General features: G+C 68.1%; 10 protein-coding genes and 1 pseudogene. 8 read left to right on the top strand and 3 right to left on the bottom strand.

Going from position 1 to position 11,706, the window contains the following annotated elements; all coding sequences use genetic code 11:
- The first annotated feature begins 6 nt into the window (after nucleotides 1–6).
- A complete protein-coding gene (locus ABD172_RS13325; RefSeq protein ID WP_344310381.1) occupies nucleotides 7–1,557 on the top strand; it encodes an ABC transporter substrate-binding protein in 1,551 nt (516 codons plus the stop codon).
- Nucleotides 1,554–3,113, top strand: coding sequence for a serine hydrolase domain-containing protein (locus ABD172_RS13320; protein ID WP_344310379.1), 1,560 nt, complete (start codon nucleotides 1,554–1,556; stop codon nucleotides 3,111–3,113). Before ABD172_RS13325 ends, ABD172_RS13320 begins: the two co-directional genes overlap by 4 nt.
- A 155-nt stretch (nucleotides 3,114–3,268) precedes the next feature.
- Here ABD172_RS13320 and ABD172_RS13315 read toward each other — a convergent pair whose 3' ends face one another.
- On the bottom strand, nucleotides 3,269–3,958 hold the full coding sequence (locus tag ABD172_RS13315; RefSeq protein ID WP_344310378.1) for an HAD family hydrolase: 690 nt from the start codon (nucleotides 3,956–3,958) through the stop codon (nucleotides 3,269–3,271).
- A gap of 312 nt (nucleotides 3,959–4,270) precedes the next feature.
- Between ABD172_RS13315 and ABD172_RS13310 the strand changes: the two genes are divergently transcribed.
- Nucleotides 4,271–4,660, top strand: coding sequence for a helix-turn-helix domain-containing protein (locus ABD172_RS13310; protein WP_344310376.1), 390 nt, complete (start codon nucleotides 4,271–4,273; stop codon nucleotides 4,658–4,660).
- Between the two features lie 153 nt (nucleotides 4,661–4,813).
- On the top strand, nucleotides 4,814–5,929 hold the full coding sequence (locus ABD172_RS13305; RefSeq protein WP_344310374.1) for a hypothetical protein: 1,116 nt from the start codon (nucleotides 4,814–4,816) through the stop codon (nucleotides 5,927–5,929).
- 102 nt (nucleotides 5,930–6,031) lie between these two features.
- On the opposite strand, the gene ABD172_RS13300 is transcribed toward ABD172_RS13305, so the two are convergent.
- Nucleotides 6,032–6,316, bottom strand: a complete 285-nt coding sequence (locus ABD172_RS13300) for a GlsB/YeaQ/YmgE family stress response membrane protein (RefSeq protein ID WP_344310372.1) — start codon at nucleotides 6,314–6,316, stop codon at nucleotides 6,032–6,034.
- 257 nt (nucleotides 6,317–6,573) lie between these two features.
- On the opposite strand from ABD172_RS13300, the gene ABD172_RS13295 reads away from it, so the two are divergent.
- Together ABD172_RS13295 and ABD172_RS13290 are read left to right on the top strand one after the other, a co-directional pair.
- On the top strand, nucleotides 6,574–8,004 hold the full coding sequence (locus tag ABD172_RS13295) for an MFS transporter (RefSeq protein ID WP_425546692.1): 1,431 nt from the start codon (nucleotides 6,574–6,576) through the stop codon (nucleotides 8,002–8,004).
- 252 nt (nucleotides 8,005–8,256) lie between these two features.
- Complete coding sequence (locus tag ABD172_RS13290) at nucleotides 8,257–8,925, top strand: hypothetical protein (protein ID WP_344310371.1); 669 nt, start codon at nucleotides 8,257–8,259, stop codon at nucleotides 8,923–8,925.
- Nucleotides 8,926–9,153: 228 nt separating this feature from the next.
- Here the strand turns inward: ABD172_RS13290 and ABD172_RS13285 are convergent.
- Nucleotides 9,154–10,172 (bottom strand): annotated as a pseudogene (locus tag ABD172_RS13285) (SLC13 family permease); the annotation flags it as partial.
- Nucleotides 10,173–10,428: 256 nt separating this feature from the next.
- On the opposite strand from ABD172_RS13285, the gene ABD172_RS13280 reads away from it, so the two are divergent.
- Nucleotides 10,429–11,031, top strand: a complete 603-nt coding sequence (locus ABD172_RS13280) for a hypothetical protein (protein ID WP_344310369.1) — start codon at nucleotides 10,429–10,431, stop codon at nucleotides 11,029–11,031.
- Nucleotides 11,028–11,681, top strand: a complete 654-nt coding sequence (locus ABD172_RS13275) for a response regulator (protein ID WP_344310367.1) — start codon at nucleotides 11,028–11,030, stop codon at nucleotides 11,679–11,681. The genes ABD172_RS13280 and ABD172_RS13275 overlap by 4 nt, the downstream gene beginning before the upstream one ends.
- Nucleotides 11,682–11,706 lie beyond the last annotated feature (25 nt).

Below are 11,706 nucleotides of genomic sequence, written 5' to 3'. Positions count from 1 at the left end.
GTACCCATGAAAATTCGACGCTTGGGCAGCGCCATCGCCGGTCTGGCGACCGTCGTCCTGCTCGCGACAGGTTGTGCCTCCAGCGAGGCCGACGTCGCTGCCGCGGGCGGCAGCGACGGAGACCTCGTGCTCGCGCGGTCGGCCGACTCGACGACCCTCCTGCCGCCGACCACGACACAGAACACCGATATCTGGATGCTCCAGCAGGTGTACGAGACGCTCACCCTCAACAAGTCGGACGGCACCGGTGTGGAGCCGGGTCTCGCCACGGAATGGACCGAGTCCGAGGACGGGCTCACCTGGACCTTCAAGATCCGCGAGGGTGTGAAGTTCCACGACGGCTCCGCCCTCGACGCCGAAGACGTGAAGTTCTCCCTCGACTATGCGCGGGACACTTCGAACGAGGCGAACGCGTGGGCCGGTGAGTTCGCCCCCATCACCGACGTCGTCGTGATCGACGATCACACGATCGATATCGAGCTGGCGGAGCGCTGGACCCCGCTGCCGTCGTTCCTCGCACTGTTCGCGGCGTCGATCTACCCGAGCGATTTCGGCGGGCACGACGAGGCGTGGATGGCGGAGAACGCGAACGGTACCGGCCCCTTCACCTTCGACTCCTGGACGAAGGGGCAGTCGCTCAAGCTCGTGAAGAATCCCGAGTACTGGAACTCCGAACAGCCGAAGATCGATTCCGTGACGTTCCAGGTGGTACCCGACGACAATACGCGCATGCTGCAGTTGCAGGGCGGTCAGGTCGATGTCATCGAGGAGCCGTCCGCCACCACGATGGAATCCCTCTCCACCGCAGAGGGCGTGGTTGCCGAATCCTTCGAATCGACCAAACTCCTCTACTTCAACATCAACAACACCGTTGAAGGTCTCGACGATCCGAAGGTCCGCCGCGCGCTCTCGTACGCAGTCGACCGACAGTCCATCGTCGACACGGTCCTCGCCGGATACGCGGAACCGGCGAACTCCTTCATCTCACCGGGCCTGCCACACCACGACGACGCCGTCGAGGGCGACGTCTTCGACATGGCTCTCGCGCAGCAGACCCTCGCGGAGTCCGGTCACCCGGACGGCATCCCGCTCGAGATCCAGGTGGCCTCGGGTATCCAGGACCGTGAGCAGATCTCGCAGATCGCCCAGGCCGCGTGGTCCGAACTCGGCTTCGACGTCACCGTGACTCCCGTCGATGCCGCGACGTTCTCCTCCAATCGTGCAGCAGGGAACTTCCAGATCCAGATCGGTTACGCGACCTCCGACGTCGTCGACACCTCGCAGATGGTGAGCTTCCTCGCCCTCACCGACGACGCCGGTATCCGTTCCGGCTACACCAACCCGGAGGTGTACGAGAAGGCCGCCGAGGCGGTCACCGAGACCGACGACGCGGTGCGGACGAAGCTCTACTCGGAGATCCAGCACATCGTCGAGGAAGAGGCGCCGATCATCCCGATCGTGTTCCAGCCCTCCCTCTACGCGTTCTCCGACGACGTCGAATTCGCGCCCGGCGTCCTCGGTACCTACGGACTCCGGACCGCGACGATCAGCGAATGAACGACGTGAGTCTTCCCGCGCCCCTCGTCGATCGGCTCGACCACTGGTTCGACGACGTCGAGGTCAAAGCCCCCGCAGTCGGGTACGCGGTGTACGACCGCACCGGCGTCCTGTTCCATCGGGGCCTCGGAACTTCGGCCACGGCACCCGGTGCCGTGGTCGAGGGGATCGAGGTGTCGGCCCGGGCTTCTCTGCCGCCCGGGCCCGACACCCTGTCGCGTATCTGCTCGATGTCGAAGAGTTTCCTCATCGCAGGACTCCTCGTCCTCGTCGAACGGGGACTCGTCGATCTCGACGCACCGGTCAGCCGGTACGTCCCGGAGTTCCGTGATCCGGTGGTGCTCGGCGAGGTCGTCCCGGTCACCGTGCGGATGCTGTGCACGAACAGCTCGGGTCTGCCTGAGGACAATGCGTGGGCGGACCACCACCTCGGGATGTCGCGGGAGGATGTCCGAGCGCTCATCGCGCAGGGGCTGCGGTTCTCCGACATCCCCGGTGCCCGGTACCAGTACTCGAACGTCGGGTTCGGACTCGTCGGTATCGTCCTCGAGGCAGTGGCCGGCGAGCGATTCGAATCGTTCATCACGCGTGAACTCATCGAACCGCTCGGGCTCACGATGACGAAGTACGACTGGTCCGAGTACCCGAGCGGGACCGACATGATGCTCGGTTTCACGTCCTTCGACGACGGCACCTCGTGGATCCATCGACCTTTCGTGGAAACGGGGATCCTCGGTTCCGCCGGCTCGCTCTACAGCACTGCAACGGACATTGCCCGGTGGGTGTCGTGGTTGAGCGCTGCATTCGCTCGCCCTGCGGACGAGGCCGGTCCACCTCTGCTGTCCGCGGCGTCCCGCCGGCTCATGCAGCGACTCCAGACGCCGATCCACAGCATGTCCGGGCGGATGGTCCGGGGCGGGGACTACGACGCGGTCGGGTACGGGCTCGGTCTCGTCGTGGAGATGAATACCCGGTACGGCGCGATCGCCCAGCATTCGGGAGGCCTCCCGGGCTTCTCGACGAACATGCGGTGGCACTGCGAATCCGGCATCGGCACGGTCGTGTTCGTGAACTCGAACGGAATGCCTGCCGCCGAATGGGCCGCCGGGCTCCTCGCCGACGTTCTCGACGCGCTCGACCTGCCGGCTCGTGAGGTCGACCTGTGGCCCGAGACGGTACGGGCCGCCGAGTCGATCGACAGGATTGCCACTTCGGGAGGTTCGTTCGCCGACCTCGCCGGGATCGCCTCGGCGAATCTGTTCAGCGATGTGCCGCCGGAGATCCGGGACGAGAAGTTCCGCGGGCTCCTCGACGACGTCGGTGGGATCGCACGGGATGTACCGCCGCTGAGTGATCGAGCCCTCTGGTGTGTGAGTGCCGCTGACCTCGTGTGGCGGATCCCCGGAAACACCGGGGACCTCCAGGCGCGGATCGAGATGGCCGAGGTCGCAGGGACACCGCTCCAGCGCCTCGTGATCGAGAAGTTCGGCGCGGAGACGGCCTCGATTCCGGCGGACCGCGATCTCGTGGTGACGCACTTCCGGCCGCACCTCTGACCCGTTCCCGAGGCCCGGCCCTCCAAGGGCAACAACTCCGATCACTTCCATGACTTTCATCGACCGAAGGTCCGCGGTCGATGAAAGTCATGGGACGCAGTGGAGTTGTTGCCCTTCTGCGTTCCGGGGCGCCTCGGTGCGTTCCGGCGTCCTTCCTATTCCGCGAGCTTCGCCCGGAAATAACCGGGGAGGGCGGTGAGGTCGGGCATCTCCGTGTACGGGGCGTAGAAGTCGCTGCCGGGCAGTCCCGCACGATTGATCCACACGCGGTCGATCCCGTACTTCTTCGTCGGCATGATGTCGTAGTCCCAGCCCTGGGCGCAGTGCGTCACGAGCGAGAGATCGCGGTCGAGCACGCGGAAGAGGTACTCGAACGCGCCGGGCCGTGGCTTGTACCAGCCGGAGTCCTCCGCCGTGACGACGTGATCGACGTCGACCTCGAGTGCTCGGATGTGCGGCGGGACGAGGTCCCGGTCCGAGTTCGTGATGATCGCGATCTCGACGCCGAGGTCGGCGATCTCCGCCAGCGCCGCGGGGACCTCGGGGAAGGCGGTGAACCCACGCACCCGCTCGAGGAGTTCCTCTGCGTACGAGGGGTGGTAGGCGGCGCCGTGGAGGAGCATCGTCGTCTCGAGGGTGAGCGCGATGAGGTCCTGGTAACGGGTGTAGGGGCCGGCGGCGACCGCATGGAAACGGATGACCCGCCAGTGTTCGAGGAAGACCTCGTGATCGGTCCCGACCTCGTCGAGGCGGTCGGCGATGATCGGGAGGACGGCGTTACCGAGGCCGAAATCGATGAGTGTTCCGTAGCAATCGAACGTGGCGACAGGCTTCTGCGTACTCATGCCTCCGAGTCTCCCGCGCTCGGGTGCCCGCCACCACCCCTCCGGGCCGGAAAGCGCGCCGGAAAAGCGCGCCGGAGACCGCGCCGCAGAGCGCGCCCGAGCGCGTGGCGCGACCGAGGGGTCCCGCCCGGGAATGCAGGGCGAAGCATACAACACACTGTGGGCACGTTCACAGAGACGGAACAGGGCCTGCGGTTGTAGCATCAGCGAGGCAGATAATTACGAAAGAGTCATTATATTGCCTTGGGCAAGTATTTTCCTAGCTCCCCTCGAGGAGGCCGGCCACCCTCCCGAATTCCATAGGTGAAACATATGCAGACCGAAGCACCCATCATGATGAACTCCGCAACCTTCCGCGCGACCCGTGAATTCCTGGGCCTGTCGGACAGCTGGCTCGCCGACCACCTCGGCGTCTCCCCGCGCACGGTGCGCAAGTGGGGTACGGGAGAGTCCCCGGTCCCCGTCTCCGTGGCCGAGGAGCTCACCGTCCTCGCCGACCGCACCGCCCGCGTCGTCGAGCGTTACGCCGAGCACTTCCGCGAGCGCGAGGACCGCTGGCCGATGACGATCCCGCGCACCCTCGACCAGGGCCATCAGTGGCATCACGACCCCGGGATGCCCGTCGACTGGTGGCGCAACCTCGCCGCCCGGGTCTGCGAGCGCGTCCCCGGCCTCTGGCTCGAATGGCCCGAGGCCGCCTGAGTCGGCACGCGGCCGCCTGAGTCGCCTCGGACGGAGGCCCTGAGCACGGCCCGGAGGCCCTGAAGCGCGGCCTCCGCGACATACGCCTGAGCGGGCGGTGGGAGTCCACCGCCCGCTCTTGTTCCTTCATGGGCCCAGCGGCAGGCTGGGGGCATGGCCGAACCGCTCTCCGTTTCGATCGTCGCCGACCCGGGTTTCACCACCACGGTGACCGAACGCGCGCTGCACCTCGGCAGGGACGCCGAGGCCGTCGCGGACGGTGGGGAACGGCGTGTACCCGGAGTCCGCTCGGCGGACCCGGCGCTCGCCGACTACGACTTCCGGCTCAGCCGCCGGACCGTACCGCTCCGCGAGAACGGAGCGCTCATGCTCTCCCGGGTGCGGTCGTGGGCCCGGGAGAACATCGGCGGTGACGTTCTCGTCGTCATCACGGAGGTGCCGCGCCGGCGGGGGCGCCGACCCAAGGTGTGGGAGGTGTTCCCCGAGGATCGGGTGATCGTCGTCTCGCTGCCCGCCCTCGGGGCGATCCGCCTCGTGCGCCGGCTGCGCGACACCGTGCTCGAGGCGCTCGCGGCTCTCGAAGAGGACTCGCCCGACCGGGTGGCGCGCCGCGGGGAGGACCTCGAACACGGTTCTGCACGCTCCGTGGCGGACGAATCGCCCGCGGAAGGGGCGCTCGTCGCGTTCTCCCGACGCCGTCCCGCCCGGCTCCTCCTCGTCGCCGGAATGGTCCGCAGCAACCGCCCGTTCCACTCCTTCGCCCGCCTGTCCGGATGCCTCGCGGCGGCGACCGCGACCGCCGGATTCGGTGTCTTCTACTCGTCCGTCTGGCAGATGGCGCAGGCGCTCTCGCCGTGGCGTCTTGGCCTCGTGAGTCTCGTCGTCGTCTTCGCGATGGTGCTCTGGCTCGTCGTCCGCAACGGATTCTGGGACCGCGGCGGGCTCCTCGGGGGCCGTGTCGAGGCGGCGATGTACAACGCCTCGACGGTCGTCACCCTGCTGCTCGGGGTCGTGACCCTGTACCTCACGCTCTACCTCGGCATCCTCCTCGCGTCGTTCGCCGTCATCGAGATCGAGTTCCTCTCGCAGACGATCGGTGAGGAGGCCGGTTCCGGCGCGTACTTCCGCATCGCCTGGCTGAGCGCCTCGCTCGGGACCTTCGCCGGCGGGCTCGGCTCGAACTTCGACTCCGGTACCGACATCGGTCGCCTCACGCACGGGCGGAGGCTCGCGGCGAGGGTCCTCTCCGACGACACCGACGAATGGTGAGGCCGGCGAGCGGTGAGGTGCTCGGACACAGCGCGGGGCGCCTCGGGAACGGATCCCGAGGCGCCCCGAGTCGTGAACGGCCGTGAGTACGGGCGTTCGCGCTCAGACCGGGTTGCGGTCGCGGTTCTTCGTGAGGAGCGACCAGACGAACGAGAACACGAGTGCGCCGATCACCGCGATGAAGAACGAACCCCATGACCACGGGTCGGAGAACACGGCTCCGATGCCCTTGCCGCCGAACAGGCCGAAGAGCAACCCGCCGACGAAGGCGCCGATGAGTCCGAGGATGATGGCGCTGAAGAACCCGCCGCCCTGCTTGCCCGGAATGATGAGGCGGGCGAGGGCACCTGCGAGTGCGCCGACGATGATCCAACCGATGACAACCATGACACGTCCTTTCATCAGAGAGGCCCGGCGTCCCGGGTGTGGCACCAGTCTGGGCCCTTCTGGGCCCTGTGCCAACCCCTTGCGCGATTCCGGGTGAAGTGATTTTCGCTCCGTTTCACATGATGGACTACGGATTCGGACTATGAGACGCCCCGGGTATTCTCTCGCCGTTGCAGTCGCCGGTCGGTCGAACCGGCATCACCCCACGTGAGAACCGAGGAATTATGTCCGTGACGCGAGATTCCGCCTCAGCCGAGGTGACCGAGGGAGCCGAGGGCGCGGGCCCCGCTCCGGCGGCCGAGAGCGAGGCGGTCACCGCCGCCCGCAAGGCCAATACGCCGGCCCGTGTCATCTCCGCCTCGATGGTCGGGACGACGATCGAGTTCTTCGACTTCTACGCCTACGCGACCGCGTCCTCCCTCGTCTTCCCGGCGCTCTTCTTCCCGAACCAGACGAGCACGACGCAGCTGCTGTCCTCCTTCGCGATCTTCGGTGTCGCATTCATCGCGCGCCCCCTCGGTTCGGTGCTCTTCGGGCACTTCGGCGACCGTGTCGGCCGCAAGAAGACGCTTGTCGCCTCGCTCCTCATCATGGGGATCGGGACGTTCTTCATCGGCCTCCTGCCGACCGCGGCGACACCCGGATGGCTCATCCTCGCCCCGACCCTGCTCGTGATCCTGCGGTTCTCGCAGGGCATCGGCCTCGGCGGTGAGTGGTCGGGCGCGGCCCTGCTCGCCACCGAGAACGCGCCGAAGGGCAAACGCGCGATCTACGGGACGTTCCCGCAGCTCGGCGCACCGGCCGGCTTCATCATCGCGAACATCTTCTTCGTCGTCATCGTGGCCGTGCTCTCCGAGGAGGCCTTCCTCACGTGGGGCTGGCGTGTCCCGTTCCTCATGTCCGCGCTGCTCGTCGCGGTCGGTCTGTACGTCCGCTTCAAGCTCATGGAGACCCCGGCCTTCCAGAAGGCCTCCGAGAAGCAGGAGATCGCCAAGGCGCCGCTCGGCCAGGTGTTCAGGTCGAGCTGGAAGGCGCTCGTCCTCGGCACCATGGCGATGGTCGGCACCTACGTCATCTTCTACTTCATGACCTCGTTCACCCTCACGTGGGGTGCGACGGCCGCGACCGCCGAGCAGGCAGCCGCTGCTGCCGCGGCCGCGGGCAACTCCTTCGATGCCTCGACGTTCGTCCCCGGGCTCGGCTATCCGAAGACCGAGTTCCTCGTATACCTCATCATCGGCGAGGTCTTCTTCGCGATCTCGATCTTCCTCTCCGGCATCCTCTCGGAGAAGCTCGGCCGCAAGCGCCTGCTGCTCCTCGGCACCGCCGCGACCGCGGTCTACGGTCTCCTCGTGCAGCCGCTGTTCACCGCCGGTACGTGGGGTGTGATCCTCGGCCTGATCCTCGGCTTCACGATCGTCGGTCAGACCTTCGGGCCGATGGCCGCGTTCCTGCCGGAGCTCTTCCCCGTGAATGTGCGGTACACCGGTTCCGCGATCGCGTACAACATGGGTTCGGTCATCGGTGCCGGCCCCGCCCCGTTCGTTCTCGTGGCGCTCTGGCAGGCGGAGGGTGGATCGATCTGGTCGGTCGGCGGATACATCGTCGTGGCGGCCGCGGTCACCGCGCTCTTCATCGCCATGACGAAGGAGACCAAGGACCTCGACTTCGAGGCGCAGCTGAGCTGAACTCCCGGTGAACTGCGACCGGCCCCACGGTGAATGCGGCGACTGTGAACCGCTCCACGCGAAACCCTTCGGATCCGTAGGATCGTACGCATCCTGAAACGGGTCCGGTCCCCATCCGGATGATTCAGCATTGAACGACCCTTTCGACCTACCGTGTTCTCCGGTCATGTGGGGCGCGCACGGGGATGCTGCGCCCGTGACCGCCGGCCGCAGGGGGTGCGACCGGCACGCGGGAGGGGAGAGCAGAACACCATGGGATCGGTCGTCGCAGTCATCACGTTCATCGCATTCGCCGGTCTGTTCTTCCTCTTCGACCGCTACATCCGCGAGCACCTGCAGGAGCGCCGGGACGCGAGTGCGACAGTCGGATCCACCGCCGAGGCGCCGCGCACCCCGGCCTCCTCCGGCTCCACAGGTGCCCGGGCCGACCGAGAGGTGCGGACCGACCGCGCCGTGCGCCCGATCCGTTCCAACCCCGCCGCTCCGGCGCGGAAGGCCGAGTGCCTCACCGGGAAGTCGTGGCACTACGAGACCGAGGCCTCCGAGGAGCTCCTCCGCAGTGTCCTCCACCGGTTCGTCGTCGGTCCGGACGAGGACTTCGAGGGCCTCACGGTCATCGAGGAGAACGACCGCCTCATCCGCTACGGCATGGCTTCCCACGGAGTGGGACCGGTCCGCCGGGCCTGGCTGCGTCTCCTCGGCCGTTCGACCCCCTTCGACTGGGAGGCCGTCGTCCTCCTGCCGGTGAACGGCAATCACCGTGTCGTCTTCGGGTTCACCCAGTGGCACGAGATCGACGGCACCGAGGTCAACCTCTACGGCATGCAGAAGATCAAGTACCGCGTCGATGCGACCGTGCGCTCGTGCGACCCCCGCGTCCATGTCGGGACGAAGGGCGTCACCCCGATCGTCTGGATGTGAGGCGGCGGGGCGAGCCCCCGTTGCAGCAGTGAGGCCCTGCCCGGAATCCGGACAGGGCCTCATTGCTGTGCTTCTTCAGAGGAGAACGCTACAGCTCAGAGGAACGGCACCACACCCACGAGCACACCGACCGTGAGCATGACGAGGGAGACGACCGGTGCTCGGGGCGTGTGCCGCCATCGCCGCCTGCTGGTCCTTCACCTTCGGGAAGTTCACGACGAGCGCGAGCGCGGTCCCGATCATGAAGACGAACGCGAGCGGGATGACGTCGAGCACGAGGACGACCATGAGGACGACCGTGAGTGCGAGGTTGAACCACAGGAGCTTCGGCCGCAGGGTCGGACGCATCGGATCGAGCATCGTGTCGGCCATCGTCGTGTCGGTGAGATCGACGAGGTCCGCCTCGGTCCGGTGCTCGTGCTCATCACCCGCGCGCTCGAGCACGGAGACCCCGGAGGTTCCCGCACCGGCAGAGGCAGGGGAGTCGGACGCCGAGGCGCCGCCACCCGCGCGCGGCCCGGCACCGCCGGAAGGTGCGTCCTCGCCCGAGGTCGAGGCGCCTCGGCGGCCCCCGGAGGCACCGTCGGAGCCGAGCCCGGCCGGCGCCACTGCGCCGTCGGTGAACGCCGCCCCGCCGAAGCGGGTGCGGTCGATCCTCCCGAGCCGCTTGCGTTCGGCCAGGCCGAGGAACCCCGCGAAGGTGAGGGCGACGGCGAGACCCACGACGAGTGAGGGCACCATCGGGACGAAGACGTCGGTCGGCTGGAGGCCCAGCGCGGTGGCGGCACGGACCGTCGGGCCGCCCCCCGCGGCACGATGTTCATCGTGCCGTTCATGAGACCGGCGACGCACGTGAGGACGACCGGGCTCATGCCCATGCGCAGGTAGAGCGGCAGCATCGCCGAGGTCGTGATGATGAAGGTCGTCGACCCGTCGCCGTCGAGCGAGACGACACCCGCGAGCACCGCGGTGCCGAGGACGATCTTCGCCGGGTCGTCGCCGAGCATCCGGGTGATGAACCGGACGAGAGGGTCGAAGAGACCGACGTCGATCATGAGGCCGAAGTACATGATCCCGAACATGAGGAGCGCGGCGGTCGGGGCCATCGAGCCGATCGCGTCGATCACCATGTCGCCGATCCCCATGCCCGCGCCGGCGATGAGGCCGAACACGACGGGGACGAGGACGAGGGCGACGAGCGGGGTGAGCCTGCGGAGCATGATGAGCGCCATGAAGGTGAGGACCATGGCGAAACCGAGCAGGACGAGGATCCCGTCGGCGGGGGTGTAGGACAGAGGCACGGTCCGACTCCTTTGTCGTCGTTCGCGGGGGTGCACGCGCCGTCGGTGTGGACGGCACTGCGTGCGGGGAGCAACGGCGATCACCTTAGAGGCGCCGGTCACGTGGGCGACCGGTTGTGCGCATTGACCCGGTATCTGCGCACCGAGCGCGTTCTGCGCATTGTGCTCATTCGGTGGTCGGCGGGTGGCGTACGGTGTGGCGGTGCCTCCTGTTCGCGGTCCGCGTTTCGCCACGCGCATCCTCCTCGTCCACCTCACGACGGTCGGCCTCGTCATCGTGCTGTGCGCCGGCGTCATCGCCGCGGTGGTCGTGAGCCGGGTGTCCGCGGAGGCCGAGTCCTCCTCGCTCGCGATCGCGCGGTCCGTTGCGGAGGATCCGGAGGTGCGCAGCGAGGTCGCCCGGTACGCCGCGACCGTGCACGGACCCGGCGTCGCACGGGGACCCGGGGCGGCGGCACCGGTGGCAGCAGCGGCGGGACCGGGGGCCGTGCACGGACACGGGATCGGGTGGCGGCTCAGCCGCGCCCTCGTGGAACGCCGAGGCGGTCGGCTGTGGATCGTCGACCGCGGCTGGCCGCCGGGCGGTGAGGAGCTCGGGGGACCCGGTGGCGCCGCGGTGACGGGCGGTGCGGACGGCAGGTCCACGGACGACCTCGGTGGTGCCGTCGTCGCCGCCCGGATCCCGGAGGCGCTCGAGTCCGGCGACGACACACCGCCACACACAGCAACACCGCCACACACAGCAGCACAGTCCGGCACAGCAGCACAGTCCGGCACAGCAGTACAGGAGAGCGAGGACGCATGACCGCACCGATCAGGACGCTCGTCGTCGACGACGACTTCCGGGTCGCGGGGATCCACCGCGACATCGTCGCCGCCGCGCCCGGTTTCGCGGCGCTCGACCCCGTCCACACCCTCGCCGAGGCGTCGGCCGCCGTCCGTGACCGGTCACCGGACCTCGTCCTCGTCGACGTGTACCTGCCGGACGGCGACGGCATCGAGTTCGTGCGGGCCTGCGGGGTCGACGCGTTCGTGCTCACGGCGGCCGGAGACGCCGCATCGGTGCGACGGTCCCTGCGGGCCGGGGCCCTCGCCCACCTCGTGAAGCCCTTCGACCGGCAGATGCTCGAGGTCCGCCTCGACCGGTACCGCCGGTTCCGGAACATCCTCGGCGGGACGGACACACCCCGGCAGGCGGAGATCGACCGGGCGCTCGCGATCATGCACGGCTCCGACGCCCCGACCTCACCGAGTCGGTCCGTGACCGAACAGGTGATGCTCGACGCACTCGGCAGTGGGGGTGCGTCCGCCGCCGAGGTGGGAGAACGCGCGGGAGTCTCGCGCGCGACGGCCCAACGGCACCTCGTCGCGCTCGCGTCCCGGGGGATCGTCGAGGTGAGACTCAACTACGGGAGGTCGGGACGGCCCGAACACCGGTACGCTCTGCCGCGGTGAGTGCAGTTCTCTCCCCGCATGCTCG

The organism is Brevibacterium samyangense (assembly GCF_039529845.1).
GTDB lineage: Bacteria > Actinomycetota > Actinomycetes > Actinomycetales > Brevibacteriaceae > Brevibacterium > Brevibacterium samyangense.
The sequence above is the reverse complement of the archived record's forward strand: the minus strand, read 5'-3'. Positions and strand labels throughout refer to the sequence as shown.

What these genes read in the sequence shown, in the direction of transcription:
- ABD172_RS13325 (WP_344310381.1), top strand. Translation starts at nt 7, where the DNA reads ATGAAAATTCGACGCTTGGGCAGCGCCATCGCCGGTCTGGCGACCGTC.
- ABD172_RS13320 (WP_344310379.1), top strand. Translation starts at nt 1,554, where the DNA reads ATGAACGACGTGAGTCTTCCCGCGCCCCTCGTCGATCGGCTCGACCAC.
- ABD172_RS13315 (WP_344310378.1), bottom strand. Translation starts at nt 3,958, where the DNA reads ATGAGTACGCAGAAGCCTGTCGCCACGTTCGATTGCTACGGAACACTC.
- ABD172_RS13310 (WP_344310376.1), top strand. Translation starts at nt 4,271, where the DNA reads ATGCAGACCGAAGCACCCATCATGATGAACTCCGCAACCTTCCGCGCG.
- ABD172_RS13305 (WP_344310374.1), top strand. Translation starts at nt 4,814, where the DNA reads ATGGCCGAACCGCTCTCCGTTTCGATCGTCGCCGACCCGGGTTTCACC.
- ABD172_RS13300 (WP_344310372.1), bottom strand. Translation starts at nt 6,316, where the DNA reads ATGGTTGTCATCGGTTGGATCATCGTCGGCGCACTCGCAGGTGCCCTC.
- ABD172_RS13290 (WP_344310371.1), top strand. Translation starts at nt 8,257, where the DNA reads ATGGGATCGGTCGTCGCAGTCATCACGTTCATCGCATTCGCCGGTCTG.
- ABD172_RS13275 (WP_344310367.1), top strand. Translation starts at nt 11,028, where the DNA reads ATGACCGCACCGATCAGGACGCTCGTCGTCGACGACGACTTCCGGGTC.